Below are 20,144 nucleotides of genomic sequence, written 5' to 3'. Positions count from 1 at the left end.
AAAGTACCTTCAAGGTGGGGAAGAAGCTCTTCAGGATAATCGTGGAAAGCAAAGAACGGAAAAAGAAATGACAAAAGAAGAAAAAGAAATGAAGAAGCTGAAAATAGAGAACGAGCGTCTTCGTGCGGAAAATGCGTTCTTAAAAAAGTTGGAGGAGATCGAAAGGAGGCGGTATTGAGTGAGACCCGGTACCATAGCCGGTACACTGCTATATACGAACTCAGCACGGAAGAAAATATGTCTGTCCAGTTACTTTGTGACATTGCCCATGTTTCCAGGCAGGGATATTACAAATGGAAGAATCGCAGACCTTCGGCCAGAGAGAAATTAAATCGACGAGTTATGGAAGAGATGACTCTTCTTCAACATAAGTTGAAGGGTATTTATGGCTATCGGAGAATGGCGATTTCGATGAACCGGATCTTTAAGGAGCCTTTGAACCATAAACGTATTCTCCGTCTTATGAAAAGTGCTAACCTCTTGTCTGTCATTCGTCGTAAGAAATGCCGTTATAAATACTCTTCACCCCAGCATACAGCTGAAAATGTACTGAATCGCGAATTCCAGGCAGACCGCCCAAACCAGAAGTGGGTAACTGATGTGACAGAAATGAAGTATGGTAACCGTAAGGCTTACCTCAGTGCCATTATGGACCTCCATGATGGCAGCGTGATCTCTTATGTACTTGGTAAATCAAACAACAATGAGCTCGTGTTTAAAACGCTGAAAAAAGCTCTGAAGGCAGCACCTGATTCACAGGCACTGTTACACAGTGACCGAGGATTTCAATACACCTCCCATCCTTTTAAGAGAATGATCGAACAGGCGAATATGAAGCAAAGCATGTCCCGTGTTGGCCGCTGTATTGACAATGGCCCGATGGAGTCGTTTTGGGGCAAATTGAAGTGTGAAAAATACAGGCTTGGTTCATACAATACTTTCGAGGAACTACTAAAAGACATTGATGACTACATACAGTTCTATAACCATTACCGTTACCAGGAAAAACTAAACGGCCTCAGTCCCTGTGAGTACAGAGCTAAGGCCGCTTAATACATTTTTATTATTTCAGCTGTCTACTTGACGGGGTGCTGTTCATTTTTGAGTCACTTTTTTATTTGGCAGATCAATTTAATTAAGATGTCTGCTTTTCAGGACTGAAGTTCTCCGGATAACCATAGCTTCCGTGCTCACTCATATCCAGTCCAAGTAATTCTTTCTCTCTGCTTACACGTAAACCGTTAACTAGTGGACGAATTGCAAGGAGAATAACAAATGCTGCGACAAAGGCGAATATACCTGATGAAACAACGCCGAGTGTCTGTACTCCAAGCTGTGTGAAACCTCCGCCGTAAAGGAGTCCGGCAGAACCCCCATTCATAGCTGCCAATTGAGGAGTAGCGAAAAAACCAGTGGATAATGTTCCCCAAATACCAGCTATACCGTGGACAGATAAAGCGTAAATCGGATCATCGATTTTAAGCTTATCAAATAGTTTCATACTGAAATGGACAATTATACCGGCGATGATACCAATTATTACAGAAGCCCAGGGAGCTACGAAAGCACATGATGCTGTAATAGCTACAAGCCCTGCTAAAGTTCCGTTCAGCATCGTGGTAACATCGCCTTTCCCGGAGTCAGCCCATGCTACTGCAAGTGCTGCCACTGCCCCTGCAGCTGCGGCAAGCTGAGTATTTAATGCTACGTATCCGAAAAACCCATTTTCAACTCCGAGTGTACTTCCGGCATTAAAACCGAACCAGCCAACCCAGAGAATAAGAACACCGAGAGTAGTATATACCTGGTTATGCCCGCTCAGCTGATTAGGGGAGCCATCAGCATTAAACCGGCCAATCCGCGGTTTCAGCAGGATTGTTGCTGCCAGTGCAGCCATCGCCCCGGTTAAGTGAACTACTGTGGAACCTGCAAAATCCTGCTTCTCTAAAGTGGACAGCCATCCGCCGCCCCAAATCCAGTGCGCAACTACCGGATACACAACTGCGGTGAAAAGAACAGCGAATAAAACATAGACAGAAAGCTTTGCCCGTTCTGCGAATCCACCGAAAGCGATCGTTAAGGCAATACCGGCAAAAGCAAGCTGGAAAATAAAGTCTACTGAACCTGTAAGCCCGTCTACAACCGTTGTAAAGTCCCCAAAGAAAAAGAGGGAGGTTCCAATAATACCGTTAGTTTCTCCATAAATAAATCCATAACCTACTGCCCAGAAAACTAAGGAAGCAATACCAAGAGTAAAAATTGTTTTCGCTGCAGTATGGCCTGCGTTCTTCATCCTTGTCGAACCTGCCTCCAGTAAGATAAATCCACCCTGCATGAGCAGGACAAGGACAAAGGCTATCATGACCCATACATTATTAAGTAAGAAAATAGTGTCTTCCATTGTTAATTGCTCCCTTCAAGTTGATTTGTTATATCTTAATCATAATGATTTAAAATTCTGAATCTACAAACATGTCAGATATTATGACAGGGTATTTAGTAATCCTGGCTAAGCAGCCAAGCTAAAAATAATCAGAGAAAATGTAGATCTTTCCTGATCTGACAAGGCAGTAAGTACAATATCACTTCACGGAGAGCAGATCTTGAACCCTGTTCATATAACAAAAGGGATCCGAAAACATGCTAAAATAGAAGGAATTTAAAGCAATAGCGGAATCAGGATCCGCAAATAAGCACAACCATATAAAGCAAGGTATTTAACAAACAAAACGCTTGGATAATAATATTATCCAAGCGTTTTATTTACTGTTTATAAGGTTAATCAGGAAGATTTTTTCAGCTGGACAAAAAATAACAGGAAAAACGAGAGTGCTACTATTGAGAGAACCCAGTAAAGGGCAAGCTCTGTTCTCCCTGTTTCAACTGCTACATATATGGCAGTAGGTACAGTCTGGGTTCTGCCGGGAATATTGCCGGCGAACATTAATGTAGCGCCGAATTCCCCGAGTGCTCTTGCAGCACCAAGAACGAAACCGACCAATAATACATTTTTTGAGAGGGGGAAGGTTACGTAACGGAAGATTTGAAAGGAGTTTCCCCCAAGAACTTTTCCAACCTCTTCTAAATCCTGATCTACCTGTTCAAACCCGGCTTTAAAGGTTTGATACATCAGGGGAAAGGCAACCACGGTTGCTGCCAGAACTGCAGCAGTTACAGTAAATACAATTGACTGATTAAAAACAGTCTCATATATTTGTCCGACTATGCTGTTTCGCCCGAAAAAATAAAGCAGCCCGAATCCAATAACTGTAGGGGGGAGAACGAGCGGCAGCATAAGGATAGTTTCAATAATATATTTACCTTTGAAGTTTTTTCTTTTCATTAAAGCTGCAGCTAAAACTGCAAGTAAAAATGCAGTGACACTGGCAATAATTGTTACTCTTACTGAAATAAAGATCGGAGACCAAAAGTCTAAATACATCTGTATCACTCATTTATCTGAAAATAGTAAACCCATTAGCTTCAAATATACTGCCGGCTTCCTCACTTTGAAGCCATTCAAGGAATTCCTCTGCTTCAGCAGGTGAGTTCGCTCCAGAAAGGAGTCCTGCCGGGTAATAGACAGGCGAATAGGTACTTTCATCAATTATATCAAATACTTTCACACTTTCTGAAACTCCTGCATCTGTCTCATAAACAACGGCAGTATCCACATTGCCTGTTTCTGCGTAGGTAAGCGCTTGTCTGGTGTCATTAGTATAAACTATTTTTTCTTCAATCTCATCCAATACTCCTGCATTTCTGAGAGCCTCTTCGGCATATCTCCCCACCGGTACAAGTTCAGGTTGTCCTATTGCTAAGCTGTCTGTTTCAGGTCCGGCCAGGTCATTTACGGAGGAATACTGAAAGTCGTGATCCTCTGAGGCAATCAGTACTAACCGATTTTGGAGGAGATTAACTCTGCTGAGAACAGCCCCTTCCTCTTCAAGCCGGTCCATCTCTTCTACTGAAGCGGAAAGGAAAATATCAGCGGGGGACCCTTGCATAATCTGCTGGCGAAGTCTTCCGGAAGAGGAGAAGTTAAAGATAAGTTCAGTATCTTCACTGTAATTATTATAGCTTTCTGCTATTTCTGACATTACGTCTGACAGACTGGCAGCCGCCAGAATGTATAGTTCCGTTTTATCTTCGTTATTTGAGCAGCCTGCTGTTAAAAATAATACAGCAGCTGTTAAGTAAACATAGAATGTCTTCATAATTAATCAAATTCCCCAATCTGTTTTAGCATAGTTAGTAACGTGTCCGGATAATTATATATTTTACAGGAAGATGGATATGGTGGGTGAGCTTAAATTTGAAAATAAGATGAATCATTATGAAAGCAAGAAAAAAAGGCCTGGATTTTCAGGCCGGTAACTCTAACAGGCATTTTCCTCCGGATCAGGAAGATGCTTTGTACAGTATGCTCCAAGAAGTGTAAGCACGGCAGCGCCAATCCAGAAAACAGCCCCGTAAAGAGAAAGCCCCAGCACACCGACCACAAAGTAGAATAAAAGTATTCCCAGGAAACATAGAGGTGTCAGCCATAATTTCATCATACCATCCTCCTTTGAAAGTTGAATCAGATCAGGTAATAATATTAATACCGTGACTATGGTGTTAATATTCCTGATTAATTCTCCAGGGAAAACAGTTTTTCCTTTTTAACTTATAAAAAATCTTCCGGTTTATTTATATAACCATAAACATTTTCCAAAAACTTAGAGTCAAAGTTATGGTACCAGTTTTCAGGAAGTTCTATATGGGAGAGCAATTCTATAAAATTTTCCACTAAATTGCCGTCAAATTGAGACCACGAACATTCACGAAGTTCAGTGAAGGCTTCCTCACGAGTTTTCTTTACTTTGCTGTAGTTTCTCAAGTCATATGTCATCGTATCGAAGGAATCACATATTCGAATGACTCTTCCTTCCACTGTAATGTTTTCACCGGTAAGACCCCGGGGATAACCGGTACCGTCCCAGTTTTCATGATGGTCCCTTATGTATTCAGCAGCATGAGTTTTCCCCAGCTCTTTTCTGACGATCCGGTTTCCTATATAGCAGTGTGTTTCTACTATTGTTTTTTCCAGCGAGTTAAGCCTTCCGGGCTTAAATAGTATTTCTTTTGAGAGAGCCATTTTACCAATGTCATGGAGCAATGCGGCAACACGGAGATCATCAGAATAGCAGCCGGCTTTTTTGCCAAGCATAGCGGAAAGATACATTACACGCCAGGAATGATGCTTAAATTCCCTTAATACTTCATTGTCCTGCGAGATGTCTTCAAACAGGGATTCCGGGGTCCTTTTATTAGTCATGGAAGAGCTCCTTTTTAAGGCGTTGTATATTTGAAGTCGATGGAGATTATTTCGCTGCTCTAAATACTTAATCTAATTTTCACAAATATTAGTGCTTATAGCAAGAGCTTTTTACATAAAAACAGGCACCGGTGAGGGGTGCCTGCTGGATTGTTTTTTAATGGCTGTACATAGGTTGTTTATATGGTTCTGAAAGTAATTGGGTGTTCCTCGATAATTCCTTTATTTTTACGAGCTTTGCAAAATCGATATTTCCACCGCTCACAATTAAGCCGCAATGTCCCCCAGGAATGGAGTCTTTATATTTCATAAGTGCAGCCAGAGCAGCAGCTCCTGCACCTTCGATTAGTGTTTTCTGCCTTTCAAGCATAAATATAATTGCTGCAGCAATTTCTTGATCGGAAACAACAAGTAAATCGTCCACGTATTTATTGATTACGTGTGAAGAATGAATTCCTGGTTTTTTTACAGCTATTCCTTCAGCTAAGGTTGCCACCTCACTTAATGGAGCAGAGGCAGGGAAATGGTAATTATTGTACATTGCACAGGCTCCTTTTGCCTGAACTCCGATCACCTTTATTTTTGGGTTTATATATTTTGCGGCTATTGCAACTCCGCTGATTAAACCGCCGCCGCCGACAGGAGCTATTATGGTATCGAGAAATGGTTCCTGCTGAAGCATTTCAAATGCGACTGTGCCCTGGCCAGCCATGACATCATAATCATCAAAGGGGTGTAAAAAGTACCCTCCGTATTTATTCTCTTCCTTCACTGCAGCATCGTAAGCTTCCTGAAAAGAGTTTCCTGTGAGAACTATATCTGCACCATAGCTTCTTGTTGATTCAATTTTGGCTGCGGGTGTGTTAGCCGGCATATAAATTTTAGCGGTGATATTTCTTTTCTTTGCAGCTAAGGCCACGCCCTGAGCATGGTTTCCAGCTGAGGCAGCAATTACTCCATTTCTTAATTTGCTGTCAGGGAGAAGCGACATTTTGTATGCTGCGCCCCTTAATTTAAATGAACCAGTTTTTTGCTTGTTTTCCATCTTTAGAAATACATTTTTCCCTGCCATTCTGTTGATAGAATCAGAGGAGACCAGAGGTGTTCTGTGTACCAGTCTTCCTAAGTATTCCATAGCATCCATTACTGAAGTTACGTTTAAGCAATTCCCAATGTCTTCACTCTCCTGATTTTTAGTATTGTTTTAGTTGTTCTTCCTCTGTTATTAAAGAGATGAAAGGTATTAGTTCCGGATATTTCTTTGCGTCTTTATTTGGAGGTTTGTTGTTCGTATTCTGAAATTCTGTCTTCGTAATTTAAAGTTACACCGATCTCGTCCCAGCCGTTTAAAAGCATCTCTTTATGGTGAGGGAGGATCTGGAATTCAGTCCTGAAGCCAAGATCGTCTGATACTGTCTGTTTTTCCAGATCAACTGTCAGTTTATAGCTTTCCGTTTCTGCTTTTTTAACAATGTACTCTTTTTCTTCCTCGCTTAATTGAAGAGGGAGGAGGCCATTTTTAAAACAGTTATTATAGAATATATCTGCGAAGCTTGGAGCGATGATTACTTTAAAACCGTGATCCTCCAGGGCCCATGGGGCATGTTCCCTGGAAGAACCGCAGCCGAAATTCTCCCCGGCTGCAAGAATGGAGGCTCCTTTGTATTCAGCTTTGTTCAAAGGAAAGTTTTCTTTAGCCTTCCCGTCATCTTCAAACCGCCAGTGGAAAAATAAGAATTCTCCAAACCCCTGTCGTTCTATTCGTTTTAGAAACTGCTTCGGTATAATCTGGTCAGTATCAATATTTGTTCTGTTAAGAGGGCAGACAAGCCCTGTGTGCAGTTTAAAAGGTTCCATTCCTGATCACTCCTGTTAAGTTAATGCTGTAAATTCACTGTATTCCCGGACATCAACGAAATGGCCTTCGACAGCTGATGCAGCAGCCATTTCGGGGCTTACAAGGTGAGTGCGTGCACCGTTACCCTGCCGGCCTTCGAAATTCCTGTTAGATGTTGATGCGCATCTTTCACCAGGAGGCACTATATCGTCGTTCATAGCAAGGCACATACTGCAGCCGGCTTCACGCCATTCAAATCCAGCTTGTTTAAATATCAGGTCAATGCCCTCTTTTTCAGCATCCTGTTTAACTTTAAAGGAGCCAGGTACAACAATGGCTTTAACAGAAGGATGAACTTTTCTGCCTCTTATCACAGCAGCCGCCTTTTTCAGATCACTCAGCCGGGAATTCGTGCAGGAACCGATAAATACATGGTCAATTTTAATTGAGGAAATCGGCTGGCCTGGTTTCAGACCCATATAGTCCAGGTCGTTAAGAATTTCTTCTTTTTTAGCCGGATTTCCTTCATGTTCAGGATCGGGTACAGATGCACTTACCGGGAGGCACATTCCGGGATTAGTTCCCCAGGTTACCTGAGGCTCCACTTCGGAAGCGTTTATTTCGAGAGTTTTATCATATGCCGCACCTTCATCGGTTACAAGGCTGTTCCACTGTTCAACTGCTTTAGTGAAATCCTCTCCCTCTGGTGCATGGCGTCTCCCTTTTAAATAATTATAAGTTGTTTCATCCGGGCTGATTAATCCGGCACGGGCCCCAGCTTCAATAGACATATTGCAAACCGTCATTCTCTCCTCCATAGATAAAGAGCGGATTGTTTCACCTGTATATTCAATTACATAGCCTGTGCCAAAGCGCACGCCGTATTTAGCGATGATCGCCAGAATTAAGTCTTTTGCCGTCACACCGGTTCCGAGTGTTCCGTTAACTTTTAAATTCAATGTTTTCGGTCGTGACTGCCATAAAGTCTGGCTGGCGAGAACGTGTTCTACTTCGCTGGTCCCGATACCAAAAGCAAGTGCACCGAATGCGCCGTGAGTAGAGGTATGGCTGTCCCCGCATACAATTGTCCTTCCGGGCTGGGTAAGCCCAAGCTCCGGTCCAATAACGTGGACAATTCCCTGGTCGGGATGGTCGATATCTGCAAGAGGGATGTTAAACTCCCTGCAGTTTTCTTCCAGTGTCTGCATCTGTTTCAGAGCAATTTTGTCATTAATAATATGGCGGTTTATTGTTGGGACATTATGGTCCATAGTTGCGAATGTGCGTTCAGGCCGGCGGACTTTCCGTTTTTTTATTCTGAGTCCCTCGAAAGCCTGGGGAGAAGTGACTTCATGGACTAAATGCAAATCAATATATATGAGGTCAGGCTTGTTTTCTTCCTGAAGGACTAAATGCTGTTCCCAGATTTTTTCGACTATAGTCTTAGGTTTCATCATGAATTTCTTCTCCTTTCTTGAAAAGTAAGAGAAATATAGGTTGGTCAAGGCTAAGACACTGGTTCTTTACACTATAAGAAAGTATAAAATTTTAGCAGGGAAGTTGATTCGGCGCAGAGAAAATTTTTAGGACTATAGTATAAGTGCAACTACGCCTCTGTCTTCGCCTTAAGGCTCGCCAATCGGCGAGTTTTCTTTAAAACTTAAGCATAGCAGCTTAAAATACTATGGGCCGCACTCTCAGATGTAATATAGCTGACAACCTGAGCAGTCATTTCATCCGTATTTACTTTAGTGCCCTTTTGCATCTGGAGATCTCCTGTAGAATAACCTTCTTTAAGTACATGCTCGACTGCTGATTCGATAAGACAGGCTTCTTCCTCCAGTCCAAAGGAATATCTGAGCATCATCGCTGCTGAGAGAATCATAGCCAGTGGGTTCGCGACTCCTTTTCCTGCAATATCAGGTGCAGAGCCGTGTACTGGTTCATAAAGGCCAAAACCGTCCTCACGCAGGCTTGCTGAAGGCAGCATGCCAAGGGAACCAGTTAACACAGATGCTTCATCGCTTAAGATATCTCCGAACATATTTTCCGTTACAATTACATCAAATTGTGAAGGATTGGTTATAAGTTTCATTGCTGCTGCATCCACGAGAAGATGTTCGACTTTCACATCTGGATAATTTACTTTTTTTGCTTCAACGACTTCCCGCCATAATTTACTGGATTCTAAAACATTCGCTTTATCAACCGAAGTAAGGTGTTTTCGTCGCTCCCGGGCGCACTGGAACGCTTTATCAACGATTCTTTCAATTTCCTGTTTAGTGTAATACAAAGTATCAACTGCCGAGTTGCCTTCGTGGTTACGCTGGCTCGGGGTACCGAAGTAAATACCGCCTGTAAGTTCTCTTACTATAAGAAGATCGCTCCCGTTTACAACCTCTTCCTTTAAAGGAGAGGCATGCAGCAGAGAAGGAAATCCTTTAACAGGTCTTAAGTTTGCAAACAGCCCCAGCTCTTTTCTGATTTGAAGCAAGCCTTTTTCAGGACGTAAGTGAGATGGATTGTTATCCCACTTAGGACCACCGACTGCGCCGAGCAGTACAGCGTCACTTGACTTGCAGACCGCCGAAGTTTTTTCAGGAAGAGGGGTGCCATGTTTCTCTATAGCAGTCCCGCCAATATCCTCGATCTGAAAGTTAAATGTATGGTTATACTCGTCTGCAACCACCTGAAGAACCTGGACAGCTGAACTTATTACTTCACTGCCGATCCCGTCGCCAGGAAGAAGTGTTATTTGTTTATTCATTGGGAAGACCTCCTTAGTCACTAAAAAAAATTTTAAATTAGTAATTTATTACGTAAGTTGTTCAGCTCCAGACGCTTGCGCTTTTCTTAATCAGGACATCTGTATTTTTGTTTGCCTTTTCGGTACTGCTGCTGTAAATACTCTGTTTACAGCATTTATAAAAGCTTTTGCCGAAGCCTCAAGCACATCCTGAGCTGAACCGCGCCCTGCAACAGGAATCCCGTTAACAACCATTTGGACATTTACTTCAGCGAGGGCATCTGTTCCTTTTCCGACAGAACTAAGATTAAAGTCTGACAGGTGGACCTCTTCTTCAATTAAACTATCAATTGTGTTATAGAGGGCTTCAACACTTCCGTTACCTGTACAGGCTGTTTCCAGCTTTCTGCCGTCCGGAGATGTGAGAGAAACAGTAGCTGTCGGCAGATTGGCGGAACCATAGTGGACTTGAAATGCGTTCAGAGAATACTTTGGAACGTCAGATAAGTCCGTCTGTATATCTGTTAAAATAGTGAACAAGTCTTCGTCTGTAACTTCTTTTTTCTGGTCTGTCAGCTGTTTAAATGCTGTAAAGGCGTCAAGCAGCTTTTCTTCTGAAAGTTCATAGCCGAGTTTATTAATTTTATCTTTAAACGCATGCTTTCCGGAATGTTTGCCGAGCACAAGGTTGTTTGACTGGATGCCAACCAGTTCAGGGGAGATAATTTCATATGTTGAAGCATGCTTCAGTACTCCATCCTGGTGAATGCCTGATTCATGCGCGAATGCGTTTCGCCCTACCACAGCTTTATTCGGTGGTACTGCCATACCTGTAAGCTTACTCACAAGGTCGCTGGTTCTTTTGATTTCTTTCAGAACCAGGCTGCTTTTGAACGGATAATGGTCTTTTCTGATAGTAAAGGCTACGGCGATCTCTTCCAGGGAAGCATTTCCTGCTCGTTCTCCAATGCCATTAATAGTTCCTTCAATCTGAGAAGCTCCATTCTGTACAGCTGCAATTGAATTGGCAACGGCCATGCCTAAATCATCGTGGCAGTGGGCGGAAAGAACAGCTTTATCGATGTTTGGAACATTCTCTTTAATATAACGGAACATTTTCCCGTAATCTTCCGGAGTCGTATAACCAACTGTATCAGGAAGGTTAATTACCGAAGCACCTGCGCCGATTACTTTCTCAATAATTTTTACGAGAAAATCAAGGTCAGACCGTGAAGCATCTTCAGCGGACCATTGTACATACGGGAACTTTTCTCTTGCATAAGCTACTGTTTTCACTGCTGTCTGAAGTACTTCTTCCGGTGTTTTCTTTAATTTATAGGTCATATGGATAGGGGAGGTTGCCAGAAAAAGGTGGAGTCGTGGTTCAGCTCCTTCTTTTAATGCATCCCATGCTGCATCAATGTCACTTTTCACCGAACGTGCAAGACCAGTAACCGAAGAATTTTTGATTGTCCGTGCAATTTCCTTTACAGCCTCAAAGTCGCCCTGGGAGGAAGCGGGAAAACCCGCTTCCATAATATCCACCCCAAAGCGTTCCAGCTGTTTGGCAATTTCCAGCTTTTCCAGTTTGTTAAGATTTACTCCGGGAGATTGCTCTCCGTCTCTGAGTGTAGTATCGAAAATGTTAATGTGCCGCATGAGGGACCACTTCCTTTTTCTTATTTGCTGGCTGCTTAACAAATGGCATCAGCTTACGAAGTTCCCTTCCAACCTGTTCAATTTGATGGTTATTTTCTTTTTGATTTACTGCGTTGAATTGTGGTCGATTAACCTGGTTCTCAAGAATCCAGCCTTTTGCGAATGCACCGGTCTGAATATCGTTAAGCACATCCTTCATACGTGCTTTAGTTTCCTCGTTTACAACTCGCGGGCCGGAAACGAAGTCCCCCCATTGAGCAGTATCTGAGATCGAGTACCTCATACCTTCAAGACCGCCTTCGTACATTAGATCAACGATTAACTTTAATTCATGGAGGCATTCAAAGTAGGCAACTTCCGGCTGATATCCTGCTTCTGTAAGTGTCTCAAAACCTGCTTTTACAAGACTCGTTAAACCTCCGCATAATACCGCCTGTTCACCAAAAAGGTCTGTTTCGGTTTCTTCCTGGAAAGAGGTTTCAAGGACACCTGCACGGCCTGCGCCAATTCCCTTAGCGTAGGCCAGGGCGGTGGCTGCAGCGTTTCCTGAATAATCCTGATAGATTCCGTAAAGAGCAGGGACACCTGCGCCTTCCTGGAAGGTACGGCGGACAAGGTGTCCAGGACCTTTTGGCGCTACAAGGAATACGTCTGTATACTCTGGAGGTACAATCTGGTTGTAATGAATATTAAATCCGTGTGCGAAGGCAAGCGCGTTTCCAGGCTGAAGGTTTGGTTTTACACTTTCTTCATATACTTTCGGCTGTTGTTCATCAGGGAGCAGCATCATTACCACATCTGCCTGAGCTGCAGCTTCAGCTACTGTTTTTGTCTGAAGTCCGTCTTCAACCGCTTTGTCAAAAGATTTTCCTTTTCTTACACCAACAACAACGTCATAGCCGTTTTCTTTCAGATTGAGAGCATGAGCATGACCCTGTGAACCATAGCCGATTACTGCGATCTTCTTAGTTTTTAAAACCTCTTCCTGAATATTGTTTTCATAGAGTACTTTTGTCATAGTAAACATCCTTTCGTTTTTTAAGTTATTTAAGTTGAAAATCATAAGAGAAAGCAAAGTCATTGCAGGTTTAGTAAAATATTCTGTTAAAGGTTAATATAAGTTTTTTAAGAATTATGTTGATTGTTGCCTTGGAGGCAATGCCCGAGGCAAGCGAGTGTCTTTTATCGAAAATCAACAGTACAATTTAACAAAGCCTGGAATAAATAGCTGGCTACTTTAACAGGCTGTACGTATTAAGTTCAACTGGCTGGGGCTGATGGCCGCGAAGGAAACCAGTTACCCCTGTCCTGGCAAGTTCTTTAATACCGTAAGGCCTTAACAGTTCAATTAGCGCTTCGATTTTTTCTGGCTTACCGGTAGCCTGGATGGCAAGACTGTTCCTGCTGACATCGATGATTGAAGCCCTGAACGGCTCGATTATGCCCTGGATTTCGTTTCTCAGCTGGCTGCTGCTTACGATTTTTATAAGTGCAAGTTCTCTGACAACAATGGCTTTGTCTGTAATATCTGAAACCTTTAAAACATCGATTTGTTTATTTAATTGTTTAGTAAGCTGTTCAAGCTTCTGGTCGTCTTCCACATCAACAACAAAAGTCATTTTTGAAACCTGATCAGTTTCTGTCCGGCCTACGGAGATACTTTCAATATTAAATTGTCTTTTTTGTAATAAACCGGTTACCCGGTTAAGGACACCACAGCGGTTCTGAACAGTTGCAGTTATTATTCTTTTCATGGTTTCACCCCGATCATTTCGTGCAAGCCTTTTCCAGGAGCTATCATTGGGTAGACATTTTCCTGCTGCAGCACTCTGCAATCTGCAACAACAGGCCCTTTACAGGAGAATATATCAGGGAGAATTCTAAGCAAGTCAGCCTGGGTATCCACTTTTACACCGCGTATCCCGTAACTCTCAGCCAGTTTTACGAAGTCTGGCTGAACAGTAAGCAATGATTCAGAATATCGTTCTTCGTAAAATGTCTCCTGCCACTGCCTAACCATACCAAGAGCTCCATTATTTACAATGATCACCTTTACTGGCAGCCCTTTTTCCTGCAGGACAGATAATTCCTGTAAGGTCATCTGGAAGCCACCATCGCCAACAATCGCTACCACTGTCTCATCCGGCTTGGCTAGCTGGGCTCCTATTGCTGCCGGGAAACCGAATCCCATAGTGCCCAGGCCGCCTGAAGTTACCCATTTATCAGGCTTATCCAGGGTATAATATTGTGCTGCCCACATTTGATGCTGTCCTACATCGGTAGTAACGATAGCATCTCCGCCTGTTACTTCATGAATTGCTCTTATGAGCCACTGGGGAACCATCTTCTGTTCAGGATTTTTATACCAGAGCGGATATTCTTCTTTTAGTCCATTCAGCTGTGCCAGCCATGAAGCATGCTGCGGTGGTTCATCAGCCCCGGAGATTAATTGGGTCAGAGCTTCCTTAGCATCGGAAACTACAGGGATATGAGTGAATACATTTTTACTGATTTCCGCAGGGTCAATGTCTATATGGGCAACAGTTGCTTGTGTTGCAAAATGTTTCAGGTTTCCTGTTAGTCTGTCGTCGAAGCGGGCGCCTACATTAATCAGCAAATCGCATTCATACAGCGCTCTGTTTGCTGCGTATGTTCCATGCATTCCTGCCATACCGAGGAAGAGATCATTCCTCGCCGGGAAACTGCCGAGCCCGAGTAAGGTGGAAGTAACCGGAATCCTCAATTTCTCTGCAAATGCTGTCAGATGATTTGATGCTTTGCTGTGAAGTACTCCGGCCCCTGCCAGTACAACAGGTTTTTTCGAATTTTTAATTGCTTCCGCCAGCTTTTTTATCTGAAGCGGATTCGGAACCATGGTAGGCTGGTAGCCTGGCAAATGGAAATCAGCACTGTACTCTCCGTGGCACTCTTCAGCAGAAATATCTTTGGGAATATCAACAAGTACAGGTCCAGGTCTGCCGGTAGTTGCTATATGAAAGGCTTCTTTCACTATTCTTGGAAGATCGCTCACTGACTGAACCTGGTAATTATGTTTGGTGATGGGAGTAGTTATCCCAATAACATCAGACTCCTGAAAAGCGTCTGTTCCAATAACACCCCGTGCCACCTGGCCTGTGAATATCACCAGCGGCAGTGAATCCATCATGGCATCAGCAATTCCTGTAATAAGATTAGTTGCTCCTGGCCCGGACGTAGCAATTACGACTCCTGGTTTGCCTGATACACGTGCATATCCTTCTGCGGCATGGATAGCCCCTTGCTCATGACGGGTAAGGATGTGGTCTAAAGAATCTTTTGCTTTGTAAATAGCGTCATAAATTGGCAGGACTGCTCCGCCGGGGTACCCAAACACCATATCTACATCTTCATCCAGCAGCGTTTTAATGAGAAGGTCTGCTCCTGTTGCAGGCACTGCGGTTTGCATGTACTCCGACTTTGTTTCAACATTCACTTTTTTTCCCTCCTGTTTATAATTTTTTGTGTCAGAAAACCTTACGAGGAACTTTCATTAACCTGGTACATGGTATAGGCTGGAAGATAGATTAAGAGAAATATAAAAAGACCATTCCTCGCCTAATAATCCGCTTAAAGCATGATTATCGGGGAGAAAAGGCCTTTCTTTTCACGGTACCACCCGAATTCACAGCACTCTCGCGAGTACTGTCTTAGGAAGCTAAAGGAAGCTTCTTTTGATAACAGGTGCTGGTTCTTAAACACCTGGCTGGAGCCTAATCAGCAGGACTTTTCGACTCCGCACTCAGGGATGATGTCAGAATAAGGTGTACTGCCGGGCTTCCAGCAACCCCGGCTCTCTGTGAATACACTCGTCTTATTCTTTTATTCCCGTCAACGCTTTTCCTGTTTTCAGATTTTCATTACTCCGCCAGTATTTGCGGAGGTTACTAATTTTGAATACTTGGCCAGATAGCCGGACTTTATTTTCGGTTCAGGTTTTTTCCAGTTGCTTTTTCGTTCTTCGAGAACCTTATCGTCAACAAGAAGCTCGATGGATCTCGTTTCTAAATCGATTAAAATTCCGTCTCCGTCAGCTACATACGCTATAGGGCCGCCTTCAGCAGCTTCAGGGGAAATATGTCCCACAGAAATCCCTCGTGTAGCTCCGGAGAATCGACCGTCGGTGATTAAAGCAACTTCTTTATCCAGGCCTCTGCCCGCGATAGCAGAAGTAGGGGATAACATTTCAGGCATTCCCGGACCGCCTTTAGGTCCTTCATAGCGGATAACGACAACATGGCCTGCCTGAACAGTTCCATTGTCAATGCCTTCCTGGGCCTCTTCCTGTGATTCGAAGACGATAGCTTCTCCGAGAAACTTTTTGATGGAAGGGTCCACCGCGCCTACTTTTATTACACCTCCGTCCGGGGCGATATTGCCGTGGAGGATGGAGAGGCCTCCAACAGGACTGTACGGGTTTTCGTACTCCCGGATAACATCTTTGTTAAGAATTTCCGCATCTTTCACATTCTCAGAAATTGTTTTTCCAGTCACTGTAATTCTGTCACGGTGAATTAGTCCGTCAATTTTGCACAACTCATTGATAATCGCACTGACTCCGCCTGCTAAATGAACATCGTGCATGGAATAATCCGATGCAGGACTTATTTTTGACAGATAAGGGACTTTTTCAGCAATTCTGTTAATTTCATGGAGGTCATAATCAATACCTGCTTCATGGGCGATTGCTAATGTATGGAGTACCGTATTTGTTGAGCCTCCCATAGCCATATCAAGCGCAAACGCATTATCAAAAGTTTCTTTTGTTAAAATGTCTCTTGGTTTAATATCCTGCTTCACCAGATCCATCAAATGGCCGGCAGCCTGCCTGATAAGCTCGTGCCTTTCATCAGAGGTTGCAAGCATCGTACCGTTCCCAGGTACAGTAAGACCGAGCATTTCCATCAGGGAGTTCATTGAATTAGCTGTAAACATCCCGGAGCAGGAACCGCAGGTTGGACATGCCGATGTCTCCAGAGCGGTTAATTCTGCCTTTGTCATTGTTCCTTGGTTATATGCGCCAACGCCCTCAAACACTGATACAAGAGAGAGGTTCTTTCCATCAGGGGAGACACCTGCTTCCATTGGTCCCCCGGAAACAAAGACAGAAGGGACGTTTGTTCTTGCTGCGGCCATGAGCATACCGGGTGTTATTTTATCGCAGTTAGGTATATAGAAGACACCGTCGAACCAGTGGGCATTAATTACTGTCTCTGCACTGTCGGCGATTATTTCACGACTGGGAAGGGAGTACCTCATCCCAATATGGCCCATTGCGATGCCATCATCCACTCCGATTGTATTAAATTCAAATGGGATGCCGCCTGCTTCCCGGATAGCCTCTTTAACAACTTCAGCAAATTTATTAAGATGCATATGGCCTGGAATGATATCGATGTATGAGTTGCACACACCGATAAACGGTTTTCCAAGGTCTCTTGTTTTTACCCCGGCAGCATGCAGCAGGCTGCGGTGGGGAGCTCTGTCGATTCCTTTTTTTATCATGTCACTGCGCATCTTTTATCCTCCTCAACCTGCCTGAACCTGATTAGGTGAGTCGGTATAGCATTGGACTCCGTCTGTCAAAACGAGCTTTCTGAACTCACTCAGTAAATGGTTTGTAACTTCTCCTGGTTTTCCTTCCTGTACTTTCCGGCCGTCAACTTCAACTACCGCGATGACCTCCACTGCCGTTCCTGTAAGGAACACTTCGTCTGCAGTGTATACGTCATGTCTTGTAAAAGGGGTTTCCTGTAATTCATAACCCAGCTCTTTTGCGAGACTGATAATAGCATTTCGTGTAATTCCTTCAAGAGCTCCGAGATAGACAGGTGGAGTTCTGATCGTCCCGTTTTTCACGATAAAAATATTATCGGCGGACCCTTCAGTTACGTACCCCTGGTCATTTAGCATTAAAGCTTCGTCAACACCTGCCTGGTTTGCTTCAAGCTTGACTAATATATTATTCAGGTAGTTAAGAGACTTTACTTGTGGACTTAAAACATCCGGCCGGTTACGCCGGCTTGCAACGGAACCTACTCTTAACCCCTTCTCATATAATGATTGCGGGTATAGCGCTAATTCTTCAGCGATTACCACCACACGTGGCTGGGAGCAGTATGCCGGGTCGAGGCCAAGATTTCCTGCTCCTCTGGATACTACTACTCTGATGTAAGCTGTTTTGAGCTGATTTTTCCTTACAGTGTCAACAATAATGTTTGTCAGTTCCTCCTTGGTATAAGGGATTGTCAGCATAATTGACTGTGCTGATTCAAACAGGCGATCCAAATGTTCATCAAGTTTGAAGATATTTCCGCTGTAGACGCGAATACCTTCAAACACCCCATCTCCGTAAAGAAAACCATGATCGTATACTGAAACCACAGCATCTTCTTTTTTGACAAATTCGCCGCTCAGGAAAATCCATTGACTGCTCATCCATAACCACTCCTCTCTGTTTTAATTTTGTACTTTAAAGTAAAAAAGCTAATTGATAAAAAATAAACGCCTGAACAAATTCCCAGTAGAAAAATGAACGAAGCTGCAGCTGTATTTACAAGGAGCAAATTCAGCTGAGAAGTTTGTATTGCCGACTATCTTACACCCAAAAAAAATTAAGTTCAACAGGTAAAAATGAAATTTTCTGATAGTTCACACTTATTTGTGAAATTGAATACGCTTACATTGTTAGTCTGTCAATATTGTGTGAAATTGTAAAAAAAGAAAAAAATATTTTTTCCAGGCAGAGGTTATTCCATTTTTTAATATAAAAAATGTTAGCATTTCAAAAAATATACAATTTCGAAAATTGTTCTGCCTTTAAGCAGCTCGATAAAAACAGTGCTGGCACTTTTTCTATCATGGAGTCTAAAAGAGTAATGGCTAGGACGAAAAAATCCACTTAAATACTATTTTTGAAAAGTTTTTTTGTAGACTTTTTGACGGATCTGTTGTTTCCTTCATCATTCCGCCAAGTTACTCATAAACTATGTTAATAACTTCCGGGGAGGAGAATGGAATGAGCATTGATTCAAAAGAACTTATATCGGCAATAAACGAGATAACGGAGATTGCTGAGGGATTTGGCCTTGATTTTTATGATATGAGATATGAAATCTGCCCCGCTGAGATTATTTATACATTTGGTGCCTACGGAATGCCGACTCGATTTTCCCATTGGAGCTTTGGTAAACAATTTCATAAGATGAAGCTGCAGTATGATCTTGGTTTGAGTAAAATATATGAGCTTGTAATTAACTCCGATCCTTGTTATGCATTTCTGCTCGACACGAATACAATGATTCAGAACAAATTAATTATCGCTCATGTTCTTGCGCACTGCGATTTCTTTAAAAATAATGTTCGTTTTTCAAATACGAGACGGGACATGGTAGAAAGCATGACAGCAACAGCTGAAAGAATAGGGCATTATGAACTGGTGCATGGGCGCCAGGAAGTGGAAAAGTTTCTCGATGCTGTCCTGGCAGTTCAGGAACATATCGATCCAAGCATAGTACGGCCAAAACTCTCATGGTCTGTCGAAGATGTTTGGCAGGATGAGGATGACGAGGAGAAAAGGGATTCCCCTTATGATGATTTATGGAAACTTGATAATCCTGAGGAGAATCGTATCACAGGCCGGGTCCGCAAAAAGAAAAAGCTCCCGCCTCAGCCTGAGAAAGACATCCTGTTGTTTATTGAAGAATACAGCAGAGATCTGGAGGACTGGCAGCGGGATATCCTTACAATGATGCGTGAAGAGATGCTTTATTTCTGGCCGCAGCTGGAAACAAAGATAATGAATGAAGGCTGGGCTTCGTACTGGCATCAGAGAATCATCAGGGAAATGGATTTAACTTCCGATGAAGCGATTGAATTCGCAAAGCTTAATTCAGGAGTGGTCCAGCCCTCTAAAACACAGATCAACCCTTATTATCTTGGGCTGAAGATTTTTGAGGATATTGAAGAGAGATATAATAATCCAACAGAAGATATGAAAGAGAGACAAGGAGTAAAGCCCGGCAGCGGAAGGGAAAAAATATTTGAAGTAAGAGAAATTGAATCGGACATTTCATTTATCAGAAATTATTTAACAAAAGACCTTGTTACCCGGGAGGATATGTACCTTTTCCAAAAGAAAGGCAGAGATTATAAAATCATCGATAAAGAATGGCAGAATGTAAGGGATCAGCTGATCAGCAGCAGAGTTAATGGAGGCTTTCCTTACATTGTAGTAAAAGACGGTGATTATCTTAAAAATGGGGAACTTTATTTAACCCATGAATATGAAGATATTGAGCTGGACACAACCTATCTGGAAAAAACTCTGCCATACCTCTATCAGCTATGGGGCAGACCAGTACACATGGAAACCGTCCTTTCAGAAAGAAAGATAGTTTTCACTTACGACGGAAGAAAAATTCACAGAAGATACGTCTAATAACCGGAGAGGCTGGCGGTAACGCCGGCCTTATTGTTAAGCAGGAAGGCAGTGGTTGCCTGGTTATCTTATTGCTGAAAAAGTAATGGACTTTTACTTCGCATCT

General features: G+C 42.9%; 16 protein-coding genes and 1 pseudogene. 2 read left to right on the top strand and 15 right to left on the bottom strand.

The window, feature by feature from the left end; translation table 11 throughout:
• Positions 1 to 84: 84 nt before the first annotated feature.
• Positions 85 to 1,053: pseudogene (locus BK582_RS23880) on the top strand (IS3 family transposase); the annotation flags it as partial.
• A gap of 82 nt (positions 1,054 to 1,135) precedes the next feature.
• Here BK582_RS23880 and BK582_RS23875 read toward each other — a convergent pair.
• The 15 genes from BK582_RS23875 to ilvE all read right to left on the bottom strand — a co-directional run bounded on the left by BK582_RS23875 (position 1,136) and on the right by ilvE (position 18,036).
• The gene (locus BK582_RS23875) at positions 1,136 to 2,401 is read right to left on the bottom strand and encodes an ammonium transporter (protein ID WP_078597430.1); all 1,266 of its coding nucleotides are present in this window, start codon (positions 2,399 to 2,401) and stop codon (positions 1,136 to 1,138) included.
• A gap of 381 nt (positions 2,402 to 2,782) precedes the next feature.
• Positions 2,783 to 3,442, bottom strand: coding sequence for a molybdate ABC transporter permease subunit (modB, locus tag BK582_RS23870; protein ID WP_078597429.1), 660 nt, complete (start codon positions 3,440 to 3,442; stop codon positions 2,783 to 2,785).
• Positions 3,443 to 3,455: 13 nt separating this feature from the next.
• Positions 3,456 to 4,217 carry a molybdate ABC transporter substrate-binding protein gene (modA, locus tag BK582_RS23865; protein WP_078597428.1) on the bottom strand — a complete coding sequence of 254 codons (762 nt, stop codon included), beginning with the start codon at positions 4,215 to 4,217 and terminating at the stop codon, positions 3,456 to 3,458.
• A 162-nt stretch (positions 4,218 to 4,379) separates the two neighbouring features.
• A complete protein-coding gene (locus BK582_RS26625) occupies positions 4,380 to 4,559 on the bottom strand; it encodes a hypothetical protein (protein ID WP_134163597.1) in 180 nt (59 codons plus the stop codon).
• 110 nt (positions 4,560 to 4,669) lie between these two features.
• The gene (locus tag BK582_RS23860; RefSeq protein WP_078597427.1) at positions 4,670 to 5,320 is read right to left on the bottom strand and encodes an HD-GYP domain-containing protein; all 651 of its coding nucleotides are present in this window, start codon (positions 5,318 to 5,320) and stop codon (positions 4,670 to 4,672) included.
• Positions 5,321 to 5,477: 157 nt separating this feature from the next.
• Complete coding sequence (locus BK582_RS23855; RefSeq protein ID WP_244895469.1) at positions 5,478 to 6,455, bottom strand: threonine ammonia-lyase; 978 nt, start codon at positions 6,453 to 6,455, stop codon at positions 5,478 to 5,480.
• A 134-nt stretch (positions 6,456 to 6,589) separates the two neighbouring features.
• Positions 6,590 to 7,177 carry a 3-isopropylmalate dehydratase small subunit gene (gene leuD, locus BK582_RS23850; RefSeq protein ID WP_078597425.1) on the bottom strand — a complete coding sequence of 196 codons (588 nt, stop codon included), beginning with the start codon at positions 7,175 to 7,177 and terminating at the stop codon, positions 6,590 to 6,592.
• Between the two features lie 15 nt (positions 7,178 to 7,192).
• Complete coding sequence (gene leuC / locus BK582_RS23845; protein WP_078597424.1) at positions 7,193 to 8,614, bottom strand: 3-isopropylmalate dehydratase large subunit; 1,422 nt, start codon at positions 8,612 to 8,614, stop codon at positions 7,193 to 7,195.
• Between the two features lie 203 nt (positions 8,615 to 8,817).
• Complete coding sequence (gene leuB / locus BK582_RS23840) at positions 8,818 to 9,924, bottom strand: 3-isopropylmalate dehydrogenase (RefSeq protein ID WP_078597423.1); 1,107 nt, start codon at positions 9,922 to 9,924, stop codon at positions 8,818 to 8,820.
• A 90-nt stretch (positions 9,925 to 10,014) separates the two neighbouring features.
• A complete protein-coding gene (locus BK582_RS23835) occupies positions 10,015 to 11,562 on the bottom strand; it encodes a 2-isopropylmalate synthase (protein ID WP_078597422.1) in 1,548 nt (515 codons plus the stop codon).
• Complete coding sequence (ilvC, locus tag BK582_RS23830; RefSeq protein WP_078598271.1) at positions 11,549 to 12,625, bottom strand: ketol-acid reductoisomerase; 1,077 nt, start codon at positions 12,623 to 12,625, stop codon at positions 11,549 to 11,551. The genes BK582_RS23835 and ilvC overlap by 14 nt, the downstream gene beginning before the upstream one ends.
• 169 nt (positions 12,626 to 12,794) lie before the next feature.
• A complete protein-coding gene (gene ilvN, locus BK582_RS23825) occupies positions 12,795 to 13,316 on the bottom strand; it encodes an acetolactate synthase small subunit (RefSeq protein ID WP_078597421.1) in 522 nt (173 codons plus the stop codon).
• Positions 13,313 to 15,007, bottom strand: a complete 1,695-nt coding sequence (ilvB, locus tag BK582_RS23820) for an acetolactate synthase large subunit (protein ID WP_078598269.1) — start codon at positions 15,005 to 15,007, stop codon at positions 13,313 to 13,315. The genes ilvN and ilvB overlap by 4 nt, the downstream gene beginning before the upstream one ends.
• Before the next feature lie 440 nt (positions 15,008 to 15,447).
• Positions 15,448 to 17,115 (bottom strand): dihydroxy-acid dehydratase, encoded by a 1,668-nt coding sequence (gene ilvD, locus BK582_RS23815; protein ID WP_078597420.1) that lies wholly within the window; start codon positions 17,113 to 17,115, stop codon positions 15,448 to 15,450.
• A 12-nt stretch (positions 17,116 to 17,127) separates the two neighbouring features.
• Positions 17,128 to 18,036 (bottom strand): branched-chain-amino-acid transaminase, encoded by a 909-nt coding sequence (ilvE, locus tag BK582_RS23810; RefSeq protein WP_078597419.1) that lies wholly within the window; start codon positions 18,034 to 18,036, stop codon positions 17,128 to 17,130.
• 580 nt (positions 18,037 to 18,616) lie between these two features.
• On the opposite strand from ilvE, the gene BK582_RS23805 reads away from it, so the two are divergent.
• A complete protein-coding gene (locus tag BK582_RS23805; RefSeq protein ID WP_078597418.1) occupies positions 18,617 to 20,038 on the top strand; it encodes a SpoVR family protein in 1,422 nt (473 codons plus the stop codon).
• Positions 20,039 to 20,144 lie beyond the last annotated feature (106 nt).

The sequence above is a fragment of the Evansella clarkii genome (assembly GCF_002019695.1).
GTDB lineage: Bacteria > Bacillota > Bacilli > Bacillales > Salisediminibacteriaceae > Evansella > Evansella clarkii.
The sequence above is the reverse complement of the archived record's forward strand: the minus strand, read 5'-3'. Positions and strand labels throughout refer to the sequence as shown.